The 25,968-nt window shown below is 43.0% G+C and carries 26 protein-coding genes and 1 tRNA gene; 15 read left to right on the top strand and 12 right to left on the bottom strand.

The window, feature by feature from the left end; translation table 11 throughout:
* Positions 1-42: 42 nt before the first annotated feature.
* The 3 genes from ACP69U_RS10980 to ACP69U_RS10970 form a co-directional block, all read right to left on the bottom strand.
* On the bottom strand, positions 43-777 hold the full coding sequence (locus ACP69U_RS10980) for a hypothetical protein (protein ID WP_426138547.1): 735 nt from the start codon (positions 775-777) through the stop codon (positions 43-45).
* Positions 778-1,101: 324 nt separating this feature from the next.
* Positions 1,102-1,443: a CopG family transcriptional regulator gene (locus ACP69U_RS10975; protein ID WP_109589375.1), complete on the bottom strand. Its 342-nt coding sequence runs from the start codon at positions 1,441-1,443 to the stop codon at positions 1,102-1,104.
* 375 nt (positions 1,444-1,818) lie between these two features.
* A tRNA-Asn gene (locus ACP69U_RS10970) sits at positions 1,819-1,894 on the bottom strand.
* Positions 1,895-2,389: 495 nt separating this feature from the next.
* Here ACP69U_RS10970 and ACP69U_RS10965 point away from each other — a divergent pair.
* From ACP69U_RS10965 to ACP69U_RS10900, 14 genes are all read left to right on the top strand, one after another.
* Positions 2,390-2,734, top strand: coding sequence for a DMT family transporter (locus tag ACP69U_RS10965; RefSeq protein WP_055125113.1), 345 nt, complete (start codon positions 2,390-2,392; stop codon positions 2,732-2,734).
* A 1-nt stretch (position 2,735) separates the two neighbouring features.
* Positions 2,736-3,308: a TetR/AcrR family transcriptional regulator gene (locus ACP69U_RS10960; protein WP_055125112.1), complete on the top strand. Its 573-nt coding sequence runs from the start codon at positions 2,736-2,738 to the stop codon at positions 3,306-3,308.
* A 171-nt stretch (positions 3,309-3,479) separates the two neighbouring features.
* Positions 3,480-4,994 carry a betaine-aldehyde dehydrogenase gene (betB, locus tag ACP69U_RS10955; RefSeq protein ID WP_426138546.1) on the top strand — a complete coding sequence of 505 codons (1,515 nt, stop codon included), beginning with the start codon at positions 3,480-3,482 and terminating at the stop codon, positions 4,992-4,994.
* A 117-nt stretch (positions 4,995-5,111) separates the two neighbouring features.
* Positions 5,112-6,812, top strand: coding sequence for a choline dehydrogenase (betA, locus tag ACP69U_RS10950; RefSeq protein WP_426138545.1), 1,701 nt, complete (start codon positions 5,112-5,114; stop codon positions 6,810-6,812).
* 257 nt (positions 6,813-7,069) lie between these two features.
* Complete coding sequence (gene betT / locus ACP69U_RS10945) at positions 7,070-9,115, top strand: choline BCCT transporter BetT (RefSeq protein ID WP_060491617.1); 2,046 nt, start codon at positions 7,070-7,072, stop codon at positions 9,113-9,115.
* 190 nt (positions 9,116-9,305) lie between these two features.
* Positions 9,306-9,797, top strand: coding sequence for a YgjP-like metallopeptidase domain-containing protein (locus ACP69U_RS10940; RefSeq protein WP_426138544.1), 492 nt, complete (start codon positions 9,306-9,308; stop codon positions 9,795-9,797).
* A gap of 177 nt (positions 9,798-9,974) precedes the next feature.
* On the top strand, positions 9,975-10,460 hold the full coding sequence (locus ACP69U_RS10935) for a hypothetical protein (RefSeq protein WP_426138543.1): 486 nt from the start codon (positions 9,975-9,977) through the stop codon (positions 10,458-10,460).
* Between the two features lie 200 nt (positions 10,461-10,660).
* The gene (locus ACP69U_RS10930) at positions 10,661-11,083 is read left to right on the top strand and encodes a tetratricopeptide repeat protein (protein WP_372861598.1); all 423 of its coding nucleotides are present in this window, start codon (positions 10,661-10,663) and stop codon (positions 11,081-11,083) included.
* A 42-nt stretch (positions 11,084-11,125) separates the two neighbouring features.
* Positions 11,126-12,322 (top strand): flavin monoamine oxidase family protein, encoded by a 1,197-nt coding sequence (locus tag ACP69U_RS10925; protein WP_426138542.1) that lies wholly within the window; start codon positions 11,126-11,128, stop codon positions 12,320-12,322.
* Entirely contained in the window at positions 12,315-13,256 is a 942-nt protein-coding gene (locus tag ACP69U_RS10920; protein ID WP_426138541.1) for a DMT family transporter, read from the top strand. Before ACP69U_RS10925 ends, ACP69U_RS10920 begins: the two co-directional genes overlap by 8 nt.
* A gap of 389 nt (positions 13,257-13,645) precedes the next feature.
* Positions 13,646-15,406 (top strand): TrkH family potassium uptake protein, encoded by a 1,761-nt coding sequence (locus ACP69U_RS10915; protein WP_426138540.1) that lies wholly within the window; start codon positions 13,646-13,648, stop codon positions 15,404-15,406.
* A 57-nt stretch (positions 15,407-15,463) separates the two neighbouring features.
* Positions 15,464-16,165, top strand: coding sequence for a potassium channel family protein (locus ACP69U_RS10910; protein ID WP_426138539.1), 702 nt, complete (start codon positions 15,464-15,466; stop codon positions 16,163-16,165).
* 43 nt (positions 16,166-16,208) lie between these two features.
* Positions 16,209-16,751 (top strand): DUF3124 domain-containing protein, encoded by a 543-nt coding sequence (locus ACP69U_RS10905; protein ID WP_426138538.1) that lies wholly within the window; start codon positions 16,209-16,211, stop codon positions 16,749-16,751.
* Positions 16,752-16,780: 29 nt separating this feature from the next.
* Positions 16,781-17,194 carry a PaaI family thioesterase gene (locus tag ACP69U_RS10900; protein WP_045447171.1) on the top strand — a complete coding sequence of 138 codons (414 nt, stop codon included), beginning with the start codon at positions 16,781-16,783 and terminating at the stop codon, positions 17,192-17,194.
* 91 nt (positions 17,195-17,285) lie between these two features.
* On the opposite strand, the gene ACP69U_RS10895 is transcribed toward ACP69U_RS10900, so the two are convergent.
* The 7 genes from ACP69U_RS10895 to ACP69U_RS10865 form a co-directional block, all read right to left on the bottom strand.
* Positions 17,286-17,918, bottom strand: coding sequence for a YceI family protein (locus tag ACP69U_RS10895; RefSeq protein WP_426138537.1), 633 nt, complete (start codon positions 17,916-17,918; stop codon positions 17,286-17,288).
* 174 nt (positions 17,919-18,092) lie between these two features.
* The gene (locus ACP69U_RS10890; RefSeq protein WP_426138536.1) at positions 18,093-18,884 is read right to left on the bottom strand and encodes a PAP2 family lipid A phosphatase; all 792 of its coding nucleotides are present in this window, start codon (positions 18,882-18,884) and stop codon (positions 18,093-18,095) included.
* Positions 18,881-19,273 carry a diacylglycerol kinase gene (locus tag ACP69U_RS10885; protein ID WP_426138554.1) on the bottom strand — a complete coding sequence of 131 codons (393 nt, stop codon included), beginning with the start codon at positions 19,271-19,273 and terminating at the stop codon, positions 18,881-18,883. The genes ACP69U_RS10890 and ACP69U_RS10885 overlap by 4 nt, the downstream gene beginning before the upstream one ends.
* 230 nt (positions 19,274-19,503) lie before the next feature.
* Positions 19,504-20,850 (bottom strand): sensor histidine kinase, encoded by a 1,347-nt coding sequence (locus ACP69U_RS10880; RefSeq protein WP_426138535.1) that lies wholly within the window; start codon positions 20,848-20,850, stop codon positions 19,504-19,506.
* Between the two features lie 72 nt (positions 20,851-20,922).
* Complete coding sequence (locus tag ACP69U_RS10875) at positions 20,923-21,609, bottom strand: response regulator transcription factor (protein ID WP_193008708.1); 687 nt, start codon at positions 21,607-21,609, stop codon at positions 20,923-20,925.
* 40 nt (positions 21,610-21,649) lie between these two features.
* The gene (locus ACP69U_RS10870) at positions 21,650-23,371 is read right to left on the bottom strand and encodes a phosphoethanolamine transferase (protein ID WP_426138534.1); all 1,722 of its coding nucleotides are present in this window, start codon (positions 23,369-23,371) and stop codon (positions 21,650-21,652) included.
* A gap of 131 nt (positions 23,372-23,502) precedes the next feature.
* On the bottom strand, positions 23,503-23,943 hold the full coding sequence (locus ACP69U_RS10865) for a CopD family protein (protein ID WP_055125096.1): 441 nt from the start codon (positions 23,941-23,943) through the stop codon (positions 23,503-23,505).
* A 63-nt stretch (positions 23,944-24,006) separates the two neighbouring features.
* Here ACP69U_RS10865 and ACP69U_RS10860 point away from each other — a divergent pair, with 63 nt between their 5' ends.
* Positions 24,007-24,486: a hemerythrin domain-containing protein gene (locus ACP69U_RS10860; RefSeq protein WP_426138533.1), complete on the top strand. Its 480-nt coding sequence runs from the start codon at positions 24,007-24,009 to the stop codon at positions 24,484-24,486.
* A 24-nt stretch (positions 24,487-24,510) separates the two neighbouring features.
* On the opposite strand, the gene modA is transcribed toward ACP69U_RS10860, so the two are convergent.
* Together modA and ACP69U_RS10850 are read right to left on the bottom strand one after the other, a co-directional pair.
* On the bottom strand, positions 24,511-25,356 hold the full coding sequence (gene modA, locus ACP69U_RS10855; protein WP_426138532.1) for a molybdate ABC transporter substrate-binding protein: 846 nt from the start codon (positions 25,354-25,356) through the stop codon (positions 24,511-24,513).
* 94 nt (positions 25,357-25,450) lie between these two features.
* Complete coding sequence (locus tag ACP69U_RS10850; RefSeq protein ID WP_109589626.1) at positions 25,451-25,942, bottom strand: molybdenum cofactor biosynthesis protein MoaE; 492 nt, start codon at positions 25,940-25,942, stop codon at positions 25,451-25,453.
* Positions 25,943-25,968: the final 26 nt, after the last annotated feature.

Raw genomic sequence — 25,968 nt, 5'->3', positions numbered from 1 at the left:
GATATTTATCCTATTATTTTATAAATATTCTGTAGCGTTTTTTTATTTCATTAGCGACTCATCAAACTTAATTTCCTGCCCATTCTCCAATATCAATGTGCCTTTACTGATCATGATGGTCAAGTCTTTGGTGTTTTTAATGGCACGCATAACGTTAATGTCTTCAATACTGCTCTCGATGATGATCTTGCCAGACTGCTCTGGTTTAATAGGCGGGTCAAACTGTGTTAGTGGTACGTTAAAGCTTTTGCCCTGCGCCAAGTTAGCATCTTGCATGGTCAGTGTGCCCTTAAAGCTTTGAATGGCGACCTTGCCGTGATTAGAGAGCATAAACTGCAGTTTTACTTGATTTAAGCTGTCACTATCGCTGGTTTTGACTGGTAGTAGAGCGACAGGGTAGTTCTGCGCATTGGCACTATAAGCTGGCTGGCTGCTGACGATGGGGCTTTTTTTACCTGTTGGATTGTTTGGATGTAGTCGTTCATATTCACGCTGTTGCACAAGGGCTTGCTTGATAGTGGTACGCGGCATCGCCCCCGACTCATAGGCACCGCTGAGTTTCATTCGCAACATGTAGCGGCTGAGTAATTGCTGCTCAGATTGAGGTAACTGCTCAAAAGTGGTGCCGAGTTTTTTCTGCCACTGATCTGAGTTGGTCGGTATGGTTTTTTTGGTTGGATCAGCGGCTGGCTGTGAGCAACCAGAAACGATTGGTAGTATCGCTAAGGCAATCGTCAATAACAAAGCTTTATTTAAGCGTTGATGTAAACTCGCCATCGTACACCTCCTTAAAAATCTTTATGGATAATAAAGAATGACAACAAAATAATGAGCGTTTTCTTAATATACCTCGTTTGATGAAAGGTTGTGTTTAATTATCGCTAAATGCTGTATCGCAAGCAAAATAGGCATATTTTTTTATATGACAGAAAAAAGGGGCAGGAGACGTACTATTTATAATAAGTTTTGACAAGCAATCATGATCGGTATTTTCATTCACAATAGCTATTTTTATTACGCCCACAAAAAAAGACTGAGTGCCGTTAAGCAAACTCAGTCTTTTTTATTAACAGCAGTAACAGCTAACGACTGTTTGAATGGTTAGTCATGAGCTTGGTCATTTTCTTGAAGCTCAGATAGTGAGTGAGTAATATTGTTATTATGGGTCACGACAATAGCCTCATCAATAATATGCTGACTAACACCGCGTTTGCGCAGACTTTCGATGAACACCTCATCATGGGCTAGGGTATAGTCCTGATGATCGCGGTCAAGTCCTTGGCGGATATATAAACGAATAAGCCCTTGGATGCGTTTAAACCCCAACTCCTTTGAAGTGGCTTCTAATAACGAAATCATCTCTTCAGACAAACGAATACTGATCGGGCGCATGATTTTTTGCGGATGATCAGAAAACTTATTTTTTACACGTACAGGTATCATAATAAACCATTATTTTTAGTGAGTAGGAGTAAAGCACTCAGACAAAAATTAACCCAATCAAAACTATCCTTACCATACAACAAAAACGCCTAAAAGAACACCGTAGCCATGCCAATCGTATTAGAGCGTGTCCTCAATTCAATCGATTAACCTCTAAATAGGCAAAAAATGGCTAAATTTTGCCAAACATCGTCAAATAGCTTATCAATATCTCGATATTATTTGTGCTACTTTCCTTGTTTGACGGTAATTTATCTCATTTTTGTCATCGTTATTTAAAATAAGGACACGCCCTAATATTGTGGTTATTCTTTTAATTGAAAACGGCAGCCATAAAAAAACCTTCATCAAATAATGATGAAGGTTTTTAGTATATGGCTCTCCAACCTGGGCTCGAACCAGGGACACACGGATTAACAGTCCGTTGCTCTACCAACTGAGCTATTGGAGAATAAGTTGGTATAACGACAAGTTAGGTAAGCGCTATTGCTTGTCTTGTTTGCGTTATGTGGGGCACATTTTAGCCAAGTTGTTATAGGCTGTCAACCTTATTATGCCATTAATTATAAATATTGTTGTTATCTGTCAAAAATAACCAGTAATCCCTTATAAAGCGGGCTGTTTTGGCAAATTTGACCGTTAAAATATTATTTTTTGACTAGGGCGTGTCTTCAATTCAATCGATAAATCTCTAAATGGGCTAAAAATGGCTAAAAGTGGTCAAAACCCTTATTTATGTAGGTTGGATATAAAACCTAGCGGTAATTTGATTCGACAAGGCGCCTATCTTTTTGAATAGTAAAACAATCTGTACCTCCCTCGAAACAAAAAAATCAGAAACAGCCCTTCACATTGCTAGAATATTTCTATAAAATACCGACCGTATGGTTTCTTTAATGTATATACATTATTAATATGTGATCAATCTGAGACAGGTAACCTAATTATGAGTCCCACCACTATTGCTTACGGTTATCTAGCCATCGCCATCATTTGCGAAGTGGTTGGCACGACCTTTTTAGTCAAGTCAGAGCAGTTTACGCGTTTGGTACCGACCCTGATTATGGGTGTGCTTTATGCCATCTCATTTTACTTATTAACTCAAACCATCAAAACCATACCGCTTGGTATTGCTTATGCACTGTGGGGCGGGTTGGGGATTGTGCTGACATCGCTCGTTGGCTTGATGTTTTTTAAGCAAAGTCTTGATACGGCAGCTGTGGTTGGTATCGCTATGATTGTGGGCGGTGTCGTGGTGATGAACTTATTCTCTAATTCTGTGGTGCACTAATATGGAAATGGAAAACGCTTACAAACGTAAAAAACAGCCCGAAGTTGTCCGTCGTGCGCTACTAGATCAGGCAGCGCGAATCACGTTAGAGCAGGGCTTATCAAAAGTGACCTTTCAGGCGGTCGCTGATGCGGTCGGGGTGACCAAAGGCGGGGTGATGCATCATTTCACCACTAAAAATGCACTCATCCTTGAAGTGTTTCATGATGCGATGGCTAGGTTTGAGGCAGAAGTTAATCAAGCCATGGCAGAAGACCCTGTGCGTTATGGCTCTTTTACTCGTGCCTATATCAATGCCACGATTAGCTTAGGCGAAAAAGGGCAGGAAGAGCTCGATAGTCAAGCAACCTTATATGCATTGATGCTAGGCGATAGCGAGTTACGTGAGTTGTGGGCCAAGTGGGCAAATGCACAATTAAAGAAACATCAAGCAACCGACAATACCGAAACATTATGTATGGTGCGTCTGGTGGCTGATGGTATTTGGCTCTCTGATTTTTCAGGGATTAGTATCTCAGATAAGACCTCTATTCATAAGCGTTTGATAAAAATGACGCAACCTGAGAATGAATAAAACACTGTTCTTAAATGATTGATCAAAGCAGCTTTTTTATCAAAAAAGCATTGAAAGACAGGCTTGTAGCAATAGGCTATATAAATTTATTTTAAACATTTAACCCATGACGACATCATTTAGCATTAGCTTGTTTATAGGGCTTTTGCCAGTCGTTAATAGGAGCACCGCATGACAGATTCAAAAACAGACCTCAACAACTTAACAGACATCATTGATTTAGAGAAGGTTCAAACCGCTTATATTAATGGCTGTTATTTGGCTGTCGATGACTCATTAACCACCTTTGAAGACATCAATCCAGCCACGGGTGAAGTGTTAACTACCGTTCAGCAAACGACCAGTGAACAGATTAATGAAGCGGTAAAAGCGGCACAAAAAGGTCAAAAGGTTTGGGCGGCGATGACGGCGGTTGAGCGCAGTCGTATTTTGCTAAAGGCGGTTGCGATATTACGCGAGCGCAACGATGTACTCGCGTTACTTGAAACCAAAGACACGGGTAAAGCAATTTCTGAAACCAAATATGTCGATATCGTGACTGGTGCTGATGTCGTTGAGTATTATGCAGGGCTTGCGTCGATGATTGAAGGTCGTCAGATTCCATTGCGTGATACTAGCTTTGTCTATACTCGCCGCGAGCCACTTGGCGTCGTCGCAGGTATCGGTGCGTGGAACTATCCGATTCAAATCGCGATGTGGAAAGCAGCACCAGCGTTAGCCGCTGGCAATGCGATGATTTTTAAACCTTCTGAAGTCACGCCATTAACGGCGTTAAAACTGGCAGAAATATTGACAGAAGCGGGCTTACCAGATGGCGTCTTTAATGTTGTGCAAGGGGATTATAAAGTTGGCGAAGCATTAACCCAGCATCCTGATATCGCCAAAGTCTCGTTTACTGGTGGTGTACCAACGGGTAAAAAAGTGATGGAAAGTGCCGCATCTTCGTCGCTTAAAGACGTAACCTTGGAGCTTGGCGGTAAGTCGCCCTTTATTATATTTGATGATGCGGATATCGATACTGCTGCTGATATCGCGATGATGGCGAACTTCTATAGCACAGGTCAGGTCTGTACCAATGGTACGCGCGTGTTTATCCCTAAAGCACTGCAAGCTAAGTTTGAAGAAGCCATATTATTGCGTGTCGAGCGTATTAAATTGGGCGATCCGATGGATGAAAACATCAACATGGGTCCATTGGTCAGCTTCCCACATATGGACAGAGTGCTTGGCTATATCGAGCAAGGTAAAGCGAGTGGTGCTCGTCTGCTAACAGGCGGTGACCGTGTGACAACAGGCAAATTGGCAAATGGCGCATTCGTTGCACCGACTGTGTTTACGGATTGCAGCGACGATATGACCATCGTGCGTGAAGAAATCTTTGGCCCAGTGATGTCGATATTGACTTACGAGACTGAAGAAGAAGTGATTCGCCGTGCCAATGATACCGAGTATGGTTTGGCAGCTGGGGTCGTGACTGCTGACTTGACCCGAGCGCATCGAGTCATCGCTCAAATTGAAGCGGGTATTTGCTGGTTAAATACGTGGGGCGAGTCGGCTGCACAAATGCCAGTGGGCGGTTATAAGCACTCAGGTATCGGCCGCGAAAACGGCATTGAAGCCCTTGAGCATTATACGCAGACCAAGTCTATCCAAGTAGAGCTTGGTAAGTTTGAATCGGTATTTTAATCACTTATGCTGTGAAATTTTTAAAACGGTAAGGCTGAATTATTAGGACTGATTTGTCCTTTTGGCACCGCCTTACTGATATGAAGTGATGGATTTTTTAATATTATGGAGCGTTTTATGACATCAACCACACCTGAATATGACTACATCATCGTCGGCGCAGGCTCAGCAGGCAATGTGCTGGCCACCCGTTTGACTGAAGATGCCAACATTAAGGTGTTGCTGTTAGAAGCGGGTCGTCCAGACCATCGCTTAGACTTTCGCACGCAGATGCCAGCAGCGCTCGCTATGCCGTTGCAAGGTACTACTTATAACTGGGGTTATAAAACCGATCCTGAGCCTTATATGAATAACCGCGTCATGGATTGTGGTCGCGGTAAAGGGTTAGGTGGCTCGTCTCTGATTAATGGGATGTGTTATATCCGTGGTAATGCCTTGGATTTTGACGATTGGTCTCAAATCAAAGGTTTAGAAGATTGGACCTATTTGGACTGCTTGCCGTATTTCAAAAAGTTAGAAAATCGCGATGCTGGTGAAAATGACTATCATGGCGTCGGTGGTCCCGTCGAGATGACCACTTCAAAGCCAGGAGTCAATCCGCTGTTCCAAGCGATGATCGAAGCAGGCGTGCAAGCAGGCTATCCAAGCACGGATGATTTAAACGGCTATCAACAAGAAGGCTTTGGGCCGATGGATCGTTTTGTCACGCCTAATGGTCGCCGCGCATCAACAGCTCGTGGGTATTTGGACCGTGCTAAACCGCGCAGCAATATCACCATTTTAACGGGTGCATTGACTGACGTGATTTTGTTCGATGGCAAGCGCGCTGTCGGCGTTAAGGTAGAACATCAAGGTCAAACCAAGAATTTTTACGCGTCTCGTGAAGTGATTGTTTCATCAGGTGCGATTGCGTCGCCGCAATTATTGCAGCGCTCTGGTATTGGTCCTGGTCAATGGCTCAAAGATTTGGGTGTCAATGAGATTTTAGATTTACCGGGTGTTGGTAATAATCTACAAGACCATTTAGAGCTGTATATGCAGTACGAATGTAAGTTGCCAGTGTCGATTGCGCCTGCCAATAAATGGTGGAATAAGCCAGCGATTGGTGCCGAATGGTTGTTCAATGGTACAGGACTTGGCGCGTCAAATCAGTTTGAAGGTGGCGGTTTTATTCGTACCGATGAGAAATTTACCCATCCTAATATCCAGTACCACTTCTTGCCATTAGCAGTGCGCTACGATGGTCGTAGTGCAGTGAAGTCGCACAGTTTCCAAGCGCATGTGGGCTCATTGCGCTCGCCAAGTCGTGGTCGCGTCAAGCTGACCTCAAAAGATCCAAGCGCGCATCCGAGCATCTTGTTTAACTATATGTCTCACGACCAAGACTGGCAAGAGTTCCGCGCTGCCATGCGTATCACCCGTGAAATTATGCATCAGCCAGCACTTGATCCTTATCGTGGTCGCGCCATTGCGCCAACCGATGATTTGGTGACCGATGCGCAGCTAGACGAATATGTCCGTAATCATAGCGAAACGGCTTATCATCCGTCGTGTACCTGTGCGATGGGTGAAGGTAATGATTCAGTCGTCAATGGCGAAGGACTCGTACACGGCATCGATGGCTTGCGCGTCGTTGATGCGTCGATTATGCCAAATATCATCAGTGGTAATCTAAACGCCACCACCATTATGCTTGCCGAAAAAATCGTCGATAAGATGTGTGGTAAGCAGTTGCCACGCTCGACGGTAGACTATTACGTTGCCAATGGTGCACCGCTTAGAACTGAGCCGATGCGCGCTTACCGCTCTACTGTATAAAGAGCTATATGAGCTATTAGGCAATGAAATATATAAGCAATTTCAATAAGAAGACCTTTCCACGCAAAGGTCTTTTTCATCAGCGCTAACGTATTAAGTATTTTTAATACTGTTGTGGCTGCCTTTAATTGTCATTTAAATTTTTATTTACATCGCAATTTTTATTTATTGGTACTGCTTTGTGCGTCATACAGTCCTCAAGTTATGACGGACAAATCAATATCAGACCCTGTTTAATTTACCTATTGAGGTCTTTTATGTACAGCTCGCCATCAAAAGATGCGACGAAACCCCTGACTCTAAACAAGACGGTTTTTTTAGGTTCAGCTATTATTTCTATTTTATTAATTATCTGGACGATTGCGTTTCCAGATTATAGTGAGACATTATTAAGCTCAAGCATGGCATGGGTATCAGAGAGTTTTGGCTGGTATTACATGCTGGTGGTTGCCGCTTATAGTATATTTGCACTATTTGTTGGTTTTTCTAAATACGGCGACATCAAGCTTGGGCAAGACCACGAAAAAGCACAGTTTCCTTTCCTAGCATGGGCCGCGATGCTGTTCTCTGCGGGTATTGGTATTGATTTACTGTTTTTTGGTGCCTCTGAGCCATTGATGCATTATTTGACGCCGCATACGGGGCTGGAGCCTGCCAGTGCAGAAGCCATGCGTGAAGCACTTGCCCAAACTTTTTTACATTGGGGGCTACATGGTTGGGGTATTTATGCACTAATCGGTATGGCATTGGCATATTTTGCGTATCGTAAAAACATGCCATTGGCACTGCGTTCACCACTGACGCCTATCTTTGGCGAGCGCTTGATCAAAGGCTGGCTTGGCGATGGCATTGATACCTTTGGCGTCGTTTGTACCTTGATGGGTATTGCGACCAGCTTAGGTATTGGAGTATTGCAGGCCAATGCTGGATTGACCCATGTTTTTGGTATTGAATCTAGTAAAACAGTGCAGACGCTTATTATTGTAGGTGTCGTTGCTGCTGCGGCTATTTCGGCGATGACAGGTGTGGAAAAGGGCGTCCGCCGTTTATCTGAATTTAATATGCTATCGTCGATATTATTATTAATCGCCATATTGGTGATGGGTAATACGGTGTATTTGCTGAATACTTTTACCCAAAATATTGGTCAATACTTTCAAACCATTCTCTTTAAAACTTTTGATGTATATGCCTATGACGGTACTGCTGGTGCCGATTGGAAATCAGGCTGGACGATATTTTTCTGGGCATGGTGGGTCGCTTGGGCACCGTTTGTTGGTCTATTTATCGCGCGTATTAGCCGTGGTCGTACCTTACGTGAGTTTGTCTTTGGCGTGATGTTTATTCCGCTGGGTTTCATTTTTGCCTGGTTCTCTATCTTTGGTAATTCAGCGATAGACTTGGTTGCTAATGGAGCAACTGAGCTTGGTGAAATCGCTGTTAATGACGCCGCCATGGGTATGTTTGCCTTGTTTGAGTATTTTCCTTACAGTGACGTTTTATCATTTGCTGGTGTGGTCATTGGTTTAGTATTCTTTGTGACTTCAGCTGACTCAGGTGCGTTAGTATTAGCGAATTTGAGCTCGCGCGGCATGACCAATGACACCGATGCCCCGGTTTGGTTGCGTCTGTTTTGGGCAGCAGCAACAGGTCTTATCACTTTAGGACTATTATTTGCTGGCGGCTTTGCGTCATTGCAGTCAGTATCTGTCATTGCAGGTTTGCCATTCTCGCTCATTCTTGTACTTTATATGATGTCAATGTGGAAGTCGCTAAAAGAGGAAGGTAATAAACGTAAGGCAAGTACGATTGGTACGGCTAATGTGCTGGATAGTGGTAAGAGCTGGAAAGCACGCTTGCAACGTATCGTCAGTTTCCCTAGACATGCTCAAGTTGAACGCTTTTTACAAAATGTGGTTAGACCTGCCATGACGGAAGTTGAAAAAGAATTTGCGGCAGGCGGTCTAAAAACCTCTTTGGACATCCGTAACCCTGAACATATCGGACAAGATATAGATGAAGGCATGGATGAGAGTAGCGGTCAAATAGATGGTCTAAAATTACGGGTTGGACACGGTGATGAAGACGACTTTATTTATGAAGTTAATTTGATTAAAGCTGAGCGTCCTAACTTTACATTGAGTACCTCAACTAAGAATGCAGAGTACTATTATCGTGCCGAAGTGTTCTTAAGTGAAGGCTCACAAGAGTATGACTTGGTTGGTTACTCCAAAGAGCAAGTGTTGGTCGATATCTTAAATCAGTACGAGCGCCATTTGCAGTATCTACATTTAGAGCGTTAATTGATTTATCAACACGTCCTGAATATTTAAGTAAAAACACTTAAGTAAAAACATTGTAACAAACAACCCCATAAGTTGAATGCAGCTTATGGGGTTATTTTATGAAAAATAAAATAAGTAGATATAGGGTAAAATATATAAAGATACGTTTCGGATTATCAGTTTCGAAATATTAGCAAAGGATAAGTTTGTGACCACATTAAAGTATATCGCTCATTATTCTGAGCAAGTGCAGACCCAAGCGGCATTGCTGATTAGCGATGGTAAATTGGGCGCATATCTAGAAAGAAAGTATCCCACTCAGCACCAAATAAAAAGTGATAAGGCGCTTTATCAGTATATCAATGAGATAAAAAACCAATATATGCGCAAAGTGGGACAGTTATCGAATGTCAGCTATAGCAGTAAATTAACGGTCCTCAAACATGCGCTAGGTATTCATACCACCCAGTCTCGCATACAGGGCAGTAAGCTAAAATCCCACAACAGCATCACCGTGGCCAGCTTATTTCAAGAAGCGCCGCCTGAGTTTTTGCGCATGATTGTCGTGCATGAATTGTCGCATTTTAAAGAGCATGAGCATAATAAAGCTTTTTATCAATTATGCTGCCATATGGAGCCTGAGTATCATCAGTTCGAGCTTGATACGCGGTTGTGGTTGCACTGGCGCGAACTGAGTTGATCGCAGTGCTGTATTCTTTTCTTCTCAAAATGAGGACACGCCACAGATTGTATTTCTTATCATAACTTTCTTATCATAACTTTCTTATCATAAATAATATTATACCTTTTGTTAATATATTTTAGTGTATAATTTAATAACGATGATTTTAATGATTGTTGATAAATGGAGAAGATGATGAAACGGATAGTTGCTACTGTACTTGCTATAAGCGCCGCCTCACTGATGGTTGGCTGTACAGCGACCAATGCCATGTCACAAAAGAGTGACGTCATTCCAGAGAATAAAAAACCGACGCCATCGGTGTTGATAAATGTGACATCAGACGATGCTCAAGTGCAGCTGATGTCGATGGTGTTAACTATGCAATCCGCGCAGCAAGGTGCCAATACTCGAGTATTGCTCTGCGGTCCAGCCGGTGATATGGCGCTCCGTGACGCACCCAAAAGTGTGACCACAGCACAACCGCCTAAAAATATGAGCCCACAGGGTTTGATGCAAATGGTCATGAAGAATACCAATACCAAGGTTGAGGTTTGTGCGCTTTATCTACCGGGTAAGGGTATTGACCAATCGGCACTGATTGACGGCGTGAGTGCTGCTGATCCTGCTGATATCGGAGCGTTAATGGTCGATCAAACCACCAAGATAATGAGCTTTTAGGCAGATAAAAAATAATTAGTAGTTTGATGAATAAAAAGGGTGTGATATCGACTATCGCATCCTTTTTTTGTGTCAGTCATTTTGGCTAGTAGAATTGCGTTATAATCCCAGCTAAGCACTGTTTACTAAGTAATATTTGCCAAGTACTCTTGGCTGAAAAACAAGTACCATAGATCCTAATTCATAAAAGGTTATGAGCAATGATTAATACCAAAATTTATAAAGCAATTTATACTTTAGCTGAAGAGTTATTGGAAGCTGATCGTATAGGCAATCAAGCAGCATTTGATGGGTTTTATGCTGAATTAGAAGCCATTTGTAATGATAATGAAAATACCGATAAAGACCATCCAGAACAGTGGGAAACATTGGCTGACTTTACTGCAGATTTAGACGAAGCCTTAGTTATTTATGATAAGGCCTTAGCGAAAGCGACTGCGATTAATTCAAAAGATCATCTGTCGTCGATTGCTTTTTCTATGGCGGTACTACAGCTTGAGACAGGTAACAAAGAAGCGGCTATTCAAAGTCTACAGAATGCTAAAATTACGGCTAATAAGATTGAAGATAAAGAATTTAAGGTTGAGATAGACGAGCTGCTTACCAAGTTGTTGGCTGAATAACTTCGATACTGAATAGCTTCAACTAAGCAGGAATGATTTGTTATGCAAAACCTACCTATTGCAATTATCGGTGGTGGTTTGAGTGGCTTATATGCAGCGTTTTTGTTAGAGCAACAAGGTATCGATTATATATTGCTTGAGGCGCGTGATAGATTGGGCGGGCGCATCGCTGTTGCGAAATCATCAGTAGATCAGAATGCTAGTAGTCACAGTGTCGATAATGAAAAATCAAACGATGGCTTCGACTTAGGGCCATCTTGGTTTTGGCCAGAGTATCAGCCGCAGTTGAGCAGTCTTATTGAAAAGTTGAATTTACCACGTTTTGCGCAGTTCGAGGACGGCGATATGATGGTTGAACGTGCCGCCAATCAGTTGCCTATCCGTACCCAAGGCTATCAAAGCTCGCCACCGTCTATGCGTCTCGTCGGTGGTATGGCATCCTTGATTAACACTCTGTATGCGCGTTTAAATCCTACGCGCATTATCATGGGGCAAATCGTAAAGCGTGTGATCAAGACTGAGCGCTGTATCAGCATAGAGAGCGAGAGCAGCGCTGAACAGATGACAGCTGATCAAATAACTACTTATCACGCGCAGCATGTGCTCCTTGCGCTACCGCCTCGTTTGGCGGCGAGTAACATCAAGTTTGAACCGACTTTACCGCAGGATTTGGTGGCAGAGTTGCAAGAGACCGCGACATGGATGGCGCCACATGCCAAATATGTGGCGGTTTATGATTCACCCTTTTGGCGCAATCAAGGATTATCAGGGTCAGCGAGAAGTGCAATAGGGCCACTTACTGAGATTCATGATGCGTCCTTGGTAGAGGGCGAAGGTGCATTGTTTGGCTTTTTTGGGGTTCCTGCTCATGTCCGTCAAAGCGTCTCAGAAATGGAGCTAAAAGCCCATTGCCGAGCGCAGTTGGTACGTTTATTTGGCGCACAGGCAGAGACGCCAACGGCTGAATATCTGAAAGACTGGGCGCAAGATTCATTGACCGCGACGCCTGCTGATGCCAGTGGCGCAGGTCAACATGCTGTCGCACCGAACGCCAAGCCAAATACAGGTGCATGGCAAAACTGCCTAACGGGCAGTGCTAGTGAATGGTCAGACGCGTTCCCTGGTTATATTGCTGGTGCTATCGATGCAGCATATAAGGCGGTACAGGGTTTAGATTTAGGTTTGTCTGATGCGCTATCGTCATCAGCGTCACCATCCAATGGGATAGTTGATGAGTGAGTCTTTAGAACAGCAAGCTTCTCGCAACACCAGCACATGGCTCATCCCTTTCGCTTGCTTGTTAGGCGGAGGAGGTCTGATTGGTATTTCTACCAATTTGGCAAAATATGCTGGTGAGATAGGTATTACACCACTGGCATTTCTCTTTTGGTCCATCACGGGCGCTGCTGCTATTTTATTGATCGTTGCATTAATACGGCACGAATTACCTCCCTTAAATGCGCGTAGCTTTGAATACTATTTTGTGGCCGCGCTCATCAGTGTTGCTGGTTCTAATTTACTACTGTTTTCGGCTATTCCACATGTGGGTGCAGGTTTCGTCGCGCTCATTATCTCGCTTCCACCATTGCTGACTTATCTTGGCGCATTGGCACTGCGGATGGAGCGATTTAATATCGTCCGTGCTTTGGGTGTGGCCGCGGCGCTTCTTGGCGCAGGAGTATTGGCAGTGCGTAAGTTTTCGACGCCAGACGCCAGTACTTTTTGGATTTTGATCGCGCTTTGCGGGCCAGTATTATTGGCTATTGGTAATATATATCGCACCTTACGCTGGCCTGATAAAGCGTCGCCTAGTGCACTCGCGCCAGGTATGCTAATCGCGGCGTCGCTGTTACTGCTGTCATTTAGTGTATTGCCTAATTTTTCAGTCAATATGCCGATAGATTGGCTGCCGCTAGGTCTGATTGGCATACAAGCCGCCGTATTTGCGGGTCAATTCTTATTGTTGTTTTTATTACAAAAAACCGGCGGTCCTGTTTTATTAAGTTTATTAGGCTCGGTCGGCGCAGTTGTCGGTGTGCCAGTGGCTATTTTTCTGCAGGGTGAGATGCCGCCAGAAGGGTTGTTTCTGGGTGCTTCATTGATCGCACTGGGCGTTGGTTTGGTAACATGGGGCGGGGTGAAAATGGTGACCACATCGATAGAAGACATGTAAAGATGACCATTGGGATATAGCGCTCATAAATACGCCAACCTATAAACTAATGAACTTACTAGGGCATATGTTTGCACTGCAACTATCCAAAAATGTAGCCATGTAAAAATGTCGCTATATAGAAATGCTACTATTTAAAAATGTCACTATGCGACCCTCACAGTGATCATTTTTTATCTAATCCAACCTCACAAAACCTCGTTAAAACATAAATATTACCGTCACTGCCAATCTATGATTTATCTACAGCCATTTTAGCAATCAGCATGGCTAGGTATGAGTGTTCAACAGGGCATCATAATTGGTTACGATTATCTCAAATCAGTTTTTGTGAGTAACACAAAAAAGGAGTATAAATATCGTGGTTATTCCTATCATGGATTAGGGCGATGCATGCAGCCAAGCGTTATCGATTGTTAAATAATGTCACGATTGTCATTAGTATTATCGGCGTAGCCATTGCTTTATTAGACAGTGGTTTCACGCTGCCGATGTGGTTACAACAGGTTTTCCATATTTTTTATCTGGCGATTATTTTTTTAGGATTTGTTGTGACGGCAGGTCGTTACATCTATAGCAAAAAGCCGCTGACCCTAAATAAAGTCGCGGTCTTTGACTTACTGACCAGTATCGCGATTGTTATCCTATTGGCAGCACATTTCACTGATTTGGTGCGTTCTGGGATGTCGGTCGCTGTTGATGGTTTCGTTGCCATCAAAATTGCTGTCTTTGTGACCTTTATTCGTGAAATATCTGACCACGATTTTAATCTCAATCGTACCTTTCTAAACCCTGCACAGTTTTTTATCTTAAGCTTCCTGTCATTGGTATTGGTCGGTGCATTGCTACTGATGATGCCCAATGCAACGACGCAGCCGCTGTCTTTCATTGATGCGCTCTTTACCGCGACCAGTGCTGTCTGTGTGACTGGTCTCATCGTGGTAGATACGGCGACTTATTTCACAACTTTTGGGCAAGTCATTATCATGGGGCTGATACAGATCGGCGGCTTGGGTATTTTGACCTTTGTGACGTATTTTAGTTATTTCTTTAAGGGCGGTGTCAGTTATGAGACGCAGGCGAGCATCAGTGAGATGTCTTACATGCGCGGCATGGGTGATGTGGTATCGACCCTCAAATCTATCTTATATGTGACGTTTGCTGTTGAGGCAGTGGCTGCGGCACTCATTTATATCAGTATTTATGACATACCAGATATGGATTGGTCTGAGCAGTTATTCTTCTCTGTTTTCCATGCAATTTCTGCGTTCTGTAATGCTGGATTTTCTACATTTAGCGCTGGCATGTATGATGACGCGCTACGTTTTAATTATCCATTACAACTGATTATCGCTACGACCTTTATCTTTGGTGGCATGGGTTTTGTCATTGTGGTCAATGTGCTGCGTTATTTACGTGATCGTGCCGAGCGCCTGATCTATCGCCATGATCAGCGTTATATTTATCGACCATGGTTGCTCAATATTAATAGCCGCATAACCTTGATTACGACGGGCGCTTTATTGTTGGTAGGTCTCATCGGTGTGATGATATTTGAATATAACAATGTGCTGGCAGACCATCGCAGCTTTTTCGGTAAGCTTGTCACAGGGCTATTCACTGCTGCCACGCCGCGAACCGCGGGATTCAATGTGATTGATATGGGTGAGCTGACCTTTCCAACAGTCATGCTGACGATATTTTTGATGTGGATTGGTGCTTCGCCAAATTCGACGGGCGGTGGTATCAAAACCAGTACGTTTGCGATTGCACTGTTAAACACTTTGAGTTTGGCACGTGGTCAGACCAATGTTGAGGTCTTTAAGCGCCAGATTGCTGACATCTCGATTCGCCGTGCATTTTCTATTATGTGGCTGTCTTTATTGGTCATCGGTATGGGGGTGACGCTCATCAGCTACGATCAACCGGAGCTTGATTTAATCAAGGTGGTTTTTGAGTGCTTTTCAGCTTACAGCACGGTGGGATTAAGTTTGAATTTGACGACAGAGTTATCAGATTTTAGCAAAATAGTGGTGTCAGTCATTATGTTTGTTGGGCGTGTCAGCATGTTGACCATCTTTATTGCCCTACTTAAAAATAGACGCCAGCGCAATTATCGCTATCCAACTGAAGAAATCACGATCAATTAAATGGTCGTAAATAAGCCATTTCATCATTAAAAAATACTGAAAAAGGTTAATAAGGTTATGAAATATATCATCGTAGGGTTAGGGAACTTTGGCTCATCGCTAGGCATGGCGTTGACCCGTCAGGGGCACGAAGTGATTGCCATTGACAGTAGCATGCAAAAGGTTGAGGCATATAAGGAAGTCATCTCTCATACCATCTGTATGGATGCCACGGATGAATATACCGTCAACGGTTTACCGATTGTCGACACCGATATCGTTATTGTTGCAATCGGTGAAGACCAAGGCGCAAACGTCATGGCGACGGCATTATTTAAAACCCTAAAAGCAAAACGTTTGATCAGTCGCAGTATCAATCCACTGCACGAAAAAGTGTTGCAAGCTATCGGTGTGGACGACCTTATTCACCCTGAAAAAGAGGCGGCCAATCGCTGGGCCAAACGGCTGTCGCTACGTTATTTCGTCGACTCGTTTGAGCTGAGTGATCATTTCAGTATGGTAGAGATTAGCATTCCCAAGTCGTTGATTGGTCAGACTGTTGATGACTTGCAATTGGAGCAAAAGTTCAATATTCGATTGCTTAGTACCCTGCGCTATGAGTATTATGAAGACAGCTTTGGTCGTACGCAAAGTAAGCCTAGTATTAAAGGTTTGGCTGAGCCTGAGCAAGTATTGCAAGATAAAGACGTATTGGTCATCTACGGTGCTAACAAGCATATCAATGAGTTTCTGCGTAGTGTCGGTGTAAACATCAAATAAACATTTGCAACAGCCGTGACATGAAAAGGCAAAGGGGAAACTTATGAGTAAGCGCACTATATCCATCTTGTTGCTTGCGACGATGGCATTGTTGTCAGGCTGTGATCAGACGCCGCAAGACCCGAACGTGTTGTATTCAGAAAAACATCAAGACCCTATTCAAGAGCTGGAGATGACAACAGCGGTTGATCGTAGCCAGTTTGCCTATAAACAAACCTTTTATGTGCCCATTTATTCTGACATCTACACCGATAGAGACAATCGTAAAGTATTGCTATCAGCGACTTTGAGTGTACGCAATACCACGCTAAAAAAATCACTGTATATCAATAAAATTGACTACTATGGCACTGATGGAACCTTTATAAAACCCTATTTAACCAAACCGATTGAGCTTCCAGCAATGGCCACGCTCAATTATATCGTCGAAAAAGAAGAGGATAAAGGCGGATCGGGTGCCAACTTTATCATCGAAGTCGAAGGGATAGATGAGACGGTCAAGCCTGTCATTGAGGCGGTGATGATCGGTAATTTTAGCAATAAAGGCTTTGCATTTAGTACAGAAGGTACGCCAGTGGTGCATTGATTAAGGATAATAAAATCCAAGGAAGGGATATGTCTGCAACCAAAGAAGAAATTGTCGCCTTTATGGCGTTGGAATTTCCACAAACCAAATGTGTCATCGAGGCAGTCGGTGACAATCGCTCGACCTTATCACACGATATTGGTATCAATGAATTGCGTCCCGGTGGTACGGTCTCTGGACCAGTATTGATGAGCATCGCTGATGTGGCTCTCTATGTGGCGATACTTGGTAAAATAGGTATTGTGCCATTAACGGTGACGACGAGTTTGACCATTAACTTCCTGCGCAAACCCTCAGCAGAAGCACGTATTATCGCTGAGTGTACGTTGATGAAAGTTGGGCGCACACTAATCGTTGGCGAGGTTGCGCTTTATTCTGAAGGCTCTCGCGACATGGTGGCTCACGTAGTTGGCACGTATTCCGTACCGCCTCAGCACGTTTAGCTATTTTTAGCCCATTTTTAAAATGAGGATAGGCTCTAAAAAAGCAGTGCTATAAAAATTAATGTCATAAAATTAATGCTGATAAGGACTGCTACTGTTTGGTTGCCTCGACCTGAATGTTTAAATGAAGGTTTTTAGTGACGCCAAACCACGCATATTTATCGATATTCCATTTGGTGCGATCAATCATCGCCGTAAAATCCCCACCACAAATATCTTTTTTGAGCGTAGGGTGTAGATAACAGTCAAACTTAGTCGCTGTTAAGCTAATAGGGTGGGTTTCACCATGCATCGTTAGATGACCGTCTACTTTTGTGACCATTGGGCGTGATTTGTCTTGGCTAAAATACCATTTGTTAGAATCAAAGCGTGCCAACGGAAAGCGCTGCATATCAAAGAATCTAGGGCCTGTCAAAGTCTGGTTAAATGCTTTATTTCCCGTATTTAGAGAGCTGATCGGAATGACCAAGGAGATATTGCCAGTTTTTAAACTTGAGTCATATTGCAGTTGACCTTGGACATTATAAAAGCCGCCCGCAGTGGCAGGGGATTGGAAGCGTTCAATGGCAAAGCGCACATGGGTGCCAGCAGGATTGATGGTATAACTGGCGGCATGGCTGCTATGTGCAGCGCTTATTATTAATAATGGCAGTGTCAGTGGCAGTGCCAATGTCAGTAAAGGGTAGATATTTGATTTTTTTAGAATAAAAGATAGGATGCTCATAGCTACATTCCTTTGCGGGCTATTGATAAATAAAGAACGTCGTCGATGAGCGCAATCCATGCTGTTACTCAATATTAAGTCAGTCAGCAATAACTATTTATACATTACTTATCAAATGCTTAGTAGCTTTATTTTTATAAGACTATCATTGTTAATTTGGCTATTATTTAACAGCTAAGATTGGGTTTTCGACGATTTTTGAAAGCTTGCTGCATCAGGTTTTTTGCTATTAGCATTGATACTGTTGGCTTTATTCGCTACTGGGTATTTAAAAAATAGCGTTGCAAGTGCGCAGGTTATGGTCAATGACAGAAGCATCGATACTAATGTATGACTAAAAAAGTGATCACCAAACAGCATTTTATACAGTCCCATCGTCCATCCTATGACCGTGACTATTTCAAATATCCTATAGCGATACTGATGTAGAGTGGGTAAAAAGACCAAGCCATATAGAGAAAATCCGGCACTGGCATGAGCCGCTGGGAAGCACTTGGCAGGCGTGTTAGCGACTATATTTTGCCAAATATTTAGATAAGGCAGGTCGCCACCAAACAGTATTAAATGATTGGGGCAACTGACATGAGTGACACCTTTGAGTAGCGCAATCATACTGGGAACGGCAATTAAAACAAGCAGTAGATAACCTATTTCACGCGTGGATAAAGGCGTGCACCGTTTATCGTACTTAGCATTTTTTATTACCAGATTGATGTCTGAATCCTGTTTATGTCTCAGAATTAGAACGCCTATGAGATAAATGCCAAGCAAGATGAGTAGCAATTTAGGCAAGTCATAAAAAATAAAGGCAAAAGGTTGTGTGCCTTTTTCTAGTAGCCAGTGTCCATTAGTGTAAAAAAGCTTGCTAATATGAATGTCTAATTGGCTGTGCTCAAACAGCAGTGTCGCTATGATGGTCAAACATAGGAGTTTAAGCCAGACTCCATTGGCTGAATATGTTTTCAAAATACAATACTCAATAATGCCATCATCCACAAGATAAATAGCAGCAGTAATGCCAAAAATTGCGCCGCAGAGCCAACATCTTTGGCTATCTTTGCCAGTGGATGCTTGGCGGTCGATGTGTGATCGACACTGGTTTCGATTCCCGTGTTAATGAGTTCGACGATTAATGATAAGAAAGAAGCAACGACCAGTAGCATTTTGACGCTGATAATGAAAGGGCACAATATAATAGCCATGAATAATATGAGATTGAGCCAAAATACTTGTCGAAAAGCCGCCTCAAATTTGTAAGCTGCTTTGAAGCCGTCCAGAGAGTAACCAGCGGCTTTTATAATACGGTAAAATCCTGTTTTACCCTTGGCGTCACTGGCATAGCTATGAGGTAGCAGTTGTTTTTTGCCTGCTATTGGGCTTAAACCCCCACGACTGGCCGACTGGCCGACTGGTTTTCAAAATTAATAGGATTTGCTTTATTCATGTCAAATGCTTCACAGTCTATTAATATCAAGGTATGCGATAAATGTTAACCATTTAACCATGGTCGAATGTTCAACATGCCCTAAGTATAAGCGGGCAGGCATTAAGAAAACGTTAAGCTTTTTTAAAATAGAGATCTGCTCTAATGATAATTGATGATAAAGGTACTGCCACCTAACGGATTGACTTTATGGGTAAGCTGCCAGCCCATATGTGTCATGATGCGGTGTACGATACTGAGCCCCAAGCCTGTGCCTTCTACTGGATAATGGGCGTCAGCTGCCAATGACGATTCTGTATCCAATGAGATGTCTTTATACTGCTGCTCTAGACGTTCAAATCTCTCATATAGCAGCGGCATCATCACCTCAGGAATACCTAGACCAGTATCAGTGACGGTGATTTTTTCAGCATCGATAGTGATGATGACCTCACCCTCATCGGTGTACTGAAACGCATTTTTTATCAAATTACCCAGTGCCATTTTTAGCAGTTCAGGTCGTACGTGTGCGACATACAGCTGTTCTGCGACTATTTTACAGGTGACTGACTTATGGCGAAGCAAGTAATTTAAGCGCTGTACTTCATTTAACGCGATGTCATTGATAGACGTTGGCGGTGCATCCAGTTTTTCAGGAGCACGAGACAGCAATAATAAGGCGCTGATAATCTCCGAGGTTTCTTTGGCGGTCGTACTGATACGAGTGGCAAATGCGCTCAAGTGAGGGTCGCTTTCTAGTTGTGAGGACAATACCTCTGATGCCCCCATGATAATCGTCAAAGGCGTGCGCAGCTCGTGACTGACATCACCAGTAAATAGCTGTTCGCGTTTGAGGTACTGCTCAAGTTTGTGGTTTTTTTCATCGATTGCGCGTGCTAACACGCCAACCTCGGAGGGCAGATGCGTCAATTCCGTCAAGTTGCGATGATCTGTTTCTACGGCTTGCTTTAAGTCTAATAAAGGTTTAATGATTTGCTTGGAGGACAGCGATGAAAATATCACTGCAATCAATAAGCTCAAAATGACCGCTATTTTTAGGGCGTTGGCAAATATGTCTTCTAAATGCTCAAATATGGCCAAAACAGGGTAATTCCCCATCACCATTTCAGTGTTTTCTAAGTAGGTTAAAATGTAGTTTTCTTTGTCTTTTTTATAATTAAAGAAATGTAACTCTGTTGTCGATTGACCATTTTTAGTGGTGACAGTGACGGGCATCTCTTGTACGGTTTGGGTGGCCAGTTTTTGCAGATTGCTCGGTGCGTTATCGAAGCGATAAATCTTAATACCCGGTTCAGCGGTATAAATAGGCTGATCGCCTTCTTTTTCTTGGCTAAGCTCTAACTGTTGCAATAAGCGAGCTTTGACCAGCTGTTGCTCCATTCTGACTTCGGCATACATGAAAATACTGACGAAAGTGGCACACAGTAATAGGGCAAATAACAAGTAGGAGAGTCGAAACTTATTGGCGATGGAGTCGATATTAAACATGGTATTTACTTCGTTGTGAAAGGCGATATGAAAGACAGTGAGAGTCAAATAAGGACATCAGACGATGATTTTTTAGGCTTTATCAGGATCAATAATCTGATAACCGACACCGGGCAACGTGACTATCATGATTTTATCGAACGGCTTATCGACCTGCGCACGGACCCCGTGCATGTGAGTGCGCAGTGCATCACTGCTTGGTACATCTTCGCCCCATACCTTTTCTTCCAGCTCGGTTTTGCTAACCACGCGCGGCGCCGCACTCATCAAGGTATGTAGTATTTTGAAGCCTGTTGGTGTGAGTTTTAGCGACTTACCTTCACGTGTAATCGTATGCTCACTATGATTTAAAGACAATGTGCCAACAGTTAAACCATGCTCAAAATGATCATCTTTATGTCGGCGTATGAGAGCCTTAATACGAGATTCTAATTCCACCAATGAGAAAGGCTTAACCAGATAATCGTCAGCGCCACTATCGAATCCTGCCACTTTATCTAAAATCGTATCGCGAGCGGTCAGCATCAATACTGGCGTTTTGTCATGCAGCTCTTCCCTAAGCTTTTTGCACAGTTTAGTGCCGTCCATACCCGGCAGCATGACATCTAACAAGATGACGTCATATCGATTATTCGATGCGAGCGTTAAGCCACTAATGCCATTATGGGCATTGTCTAGCTCAAAGCCTTTCGGCTCAAAAAAAGCATAAATATTGGCGACGATATCGGGATTGTCTTCAATGATGAGTATCTTGTACATGAGTATTATTACCTAAAAAGGCGGAGCGATGATAAAGAATTCAATTAGTCACTTTAAAAAAGGTGGGTGCTGCTTTGGTTTCGTCAGTGGTGATACCAAAAAACTGAAGCAAGGTTGGCGTAATAAAATCATGTGATACGGGCTGATCAATCATGTTAGCTAGGCTACTGTTAGCAATAGTGCTGCTATCAATGCCGTTGCCATTCGGTGACCAAATAATCACTGGCACGTGCTTTTGAGCATTTGGCGCAATAGCGTATGGCAGACCATGCAAGTAAATATTGTTTTCGCCCAAACTTTCTCCATGATCACTAATATATACCATCACCACCTCATAATCTTGCTCATAAGGTTTTAAGGTGTCGATCACGCTATTTAAAAAATAATCTGTATAACGAATGGCATTGTCATAGCCATTGATAACCGACTGGTTGTCGCATTTTGATAGCTCATTGGTCATACAGACGGGCTGATATTCTGCAAAATCTTTAGGGTAACGCTTAAAATAGGCGGGTCCATGATTGCCCATTTGATGCAACAAAATAAGTGTGGCTTTAGGTGTCTCTTTCTGTGAGCTGCCTGACTTAACCAGTTTATCAAAACCATCAAGCATGCCTATGTCTCGACACTCAATATCACAGTCTGGATTGAGCGCGGCTGTTTTATAGTCCTCAAAAGTTACGCGGTCAGCCACCCCTTTGGCGCTAGAGTTATTGTCTCGCCAAACGACATTGACGCCTTGCTTATGTAGCGTATCGAGCACGTTTTCATTATAGCTAGCGCTATCAGGGTCATAAGTTTTTCTATTGGCGTAGCTAAACATGCAGGGTACTGAATAGGCGGTGGATGTGCCGCATGACGAGGCGTCTTTAAAGCTATAAATGTCTGATTGTTTTGAAAGCAAAGGCGTGGTGTTGCGCGCATAACCGTTTAAGCCAATATGGTCAGCACGAACGGTTTCTCCTACTACAAATACCATCAACTTAGGTTTTACAGCGCTGTTGCTAGTGTTGCTAGCGTTAATAGTAATGCTGCGTTTTGCATCTGTGGCATGAGGGATTAGCGTATCGGGACGACGGCGCTCAGCGATATAATCAGTACCCAGTTTGATGACAGAATAAACAGGAGTAATAGGATTGACATAACTACGGACTATTTTGTGCTGGCGAAAAAAGCTGGCGTATTGGTCACCAAATGGCACCAGACACACCGCTATCAATACAATAGATAATAATAGGGTGACTGATTTTTGAAGGGTTGCTTGTTGCCAAGACAATCGCTTTAGACGAATGTTACCAATCATGAAAGCAGGCACTATACCTAATAGAAACAGGCGAATAAATAGACTGGGCGCCATTAATCCCATGGCTTCTGCTTGATCAGTTTGTAAGCCGTTAATGAGCATATCACGATTAAATATCGTCCCGTAGGCGTCGGTAAAGTAACCACAGATGGCTGCAATCAGCATCATTATGATGAGCACTACTTTTGCCGTTGAGCGATAACACAGCAGTGACAACACCAACCACATCAGCCCAAATAATAAGCCTATGATGGAAAAAATAAAGCCCGTGTTTGTGCTCAATGGATAAACGCTGAGTAACTGCTCAAAAAAGCCAATATTCGCCGTCGCTACTAAGTACAGAGCAACAACTATGATCAGATGATTGAGATTGATCTCACGATCATAGAGCTTGCTTAGGAAGCGGATTTTTTTATTGGCTTTGGGTACATCGATTTTGGCGGCTTGAGATATTGACATACAAGTACTTCTCAACAGGATGGTAAGGAGTGTAATGCCTTACAGTAACCAGTACGCTGTTAAGAAGATGTTAAGGTAGTTGAATTCAATAAGATATTAGGACGTATCAATAACCTAAACGATGACACGTCCTAATTTAAACCTGTGCGAAAGAGCGTGCCAACGACAACAAAGGCGACAGAAAACAAAGTGACCAATATGATATTGATTGAAAATCCTTTCAGGGTGTGAATAGACAATCTGGGTATTCGATAGAAACGAGCGTGCAGGGCAACCAGAACAGTCATTAGCAATAATAGTAATTTGAGACTAATAAGAATACTAAAATCATTATCAAGTTTAAACCATGCAGCAATGTTGGGTAATAACTGGTAGGCCATCCAAAGTCCAGTGATTATTTGCAGCATCAAAGCTGGCATCCCAACCCTTTCAAACAGCTGCTCAAATTGCATCAGACCATCAATATTTCGGGATGATAGCGCTTTTGGTAATACCACCAAGGTCAAAATCAGATGACCACCTGTCCAGACAGTAGCGCCTAACAAGTGTAGTATGAGTATATAGTTAAGCATAGATAAACATCCTTAAATGCCACTGACATAGGGCTTTATGTCGATTAACTGAGGTACTTAATCATGAAACGCGCCGCACAATTACAACCATTATCTCGCCAACATCATCTAGGTCTGAATCTATCTCGCCATGCTAAAGAGTGTGCTGATGAACCTAACGCAATTGCCGAGCATTGGCTAAATATCACGTCTTATATTAACGAGATGCAACAGCATTTTCAGATTGAAGACAATCTAATGGCTCATGCCTTACAGCCTCATAGCAGCTCCAAACCTGAGGTGGCAGCGGTACTAAATACACTTGATGCGCAGCACAAGTCCCTGCATGCACTCATGGCAGAGGTTCAAGATTTGCCGCAATCTCAAAGCAATCACGTCACCGTTGGACAAGTCAAAAAACTCGCCACCTTGCTATACGATCATATTCGTTTTGAAGAACGAGAATTGTTTCCTATCGTTGAGTGCTATCTAACAACAGAAGAATTAGAGGCTATTTATGATGCCAGTCCAGACAGTATCAAACGCTCCGATGAGAACCGCTAGAGCGCATTTTTTATCAAAGTTGTCTTAATCTATAGCGAGATAACCTGCGTCAGAAAAATACTGCTGTCCAGTAGGTGAGCGCAGATAGTTTGAAAAATCGGTCGCGGCAGTAGTGTCACTAATCACCAACCCGTCTTGCAAAATAGGGGGATAAGCGTCTGGCGCTAACGTATAGAACTGCTCAGGCGTGGCTTTAATCGCTGTCAGTTGTGATTGAGCGATAAAGCCATAATCGACATTACCAGTGTGCGCATATTGAAACGCTTGCCCGATATTTTCAGCTTGAATAATGCGACTTTGCTCAGTGAGAGTGTCAAAGATATTTTGTGATTGCAGGTACGCTTGTGCCGACTTGCCATAAGGGGCGAGTTCTGGATTGGCAATGGTGATTTTGCTATCAGATTCAGACATCAATAATGCATTTAAAGTAGTATTATTGAGTCCTTTAAGGGATTTGTTAACACTATAAAGTGCCAGCTGACCTTGGGTATAAGTAAAGGGCTCGTGGGTTGCTTCGTCAGCAGATTTTGCGTTATCTAGTTTTTCTTTGGCAAGCTTGGCAGGGAATTCTTGATTGGCGGATAAAAATATATCGTAAGGTGCGCCAGAGGTAATCTGCGCATATAACTTACCTGAAGAGGCATAAGTCACGTCAATCGCTTGTGCAGGCGGGGTTTTATCCGCTTGATAAGCAGCAATAATCTCAGGCAATACATCTGATAAGTTGGCAGCCGCTGCGATGCGCAGTGTTTGACTTTGCTCAGTGGTGTTATCGACATCTGATTGGACTGGCTGAGTGGTTTGCTCTTTGCTACAAGCAGTTAGCATTAACGCTAAGCAAGCTGATGATATTGTTATTATTTTAATCATTATTATGAAGCCTTCTTATTATTGCTCGCCAGTGTCGCTCACTGTTATTGCTAAAGGTTAGCTATCGCTTTAAGCAGTCATTTGAAGCGCATTGTTACCCATTATTGCTAAGCCACTTAGAGGAATCGTCTTGGTAATATTCTTGCTTCCAAACTGGAATGTCGGCTTTAATCGTATCCAATATCCAGCGACAAGCATCAAAGGCAGGATAGCGATGCGCTGAGACGACGCCAACCCAAATAGCGACATCACCAATTTCTAATGCACCGATACGATGGATGGCAATGGCATGGGTAATCTCAAAGCGCTTTTTGGCTTCTTCGATAATGGCGCGACCTTGATTGATAGCAAGGTCTTCATAACCATAATAAGTCAAACGATTGACGCTACTGGCATTATTATGATTGCGTACCCGTCCTTCAAAGCAGACAAACGCGCCGCAACTGTCATTATCAAGGGTGCTTTTAAGCCGATTTTCATCAATATCGGTATCTAACAGCGCAAAACCATCACGTTCAGCGATGAGGTATGCCTCATCAATGGTACGTTTAATGCTCATCGATTGACCGTGTACATTGTCTGTCATAACCATTTTCTCTTATTGTTTTTAAG

The sequence above is a fragment of the Psychrobacter sp. TWR1-1-1 genome (assembly GCF_049895865.1).
GTDB classification, from domain to species: Bacteria; Pseudomonadota; Gammaproteobacteria; order Pseudomonadales; family Moraxellaceae; genus Psychrobacter; species Psychrobacter immobilis_A.
Note: the sequence above shows the minus strand (reverse complement) of the source record. Positions and strands in the feature narration are given on the sequence as shown.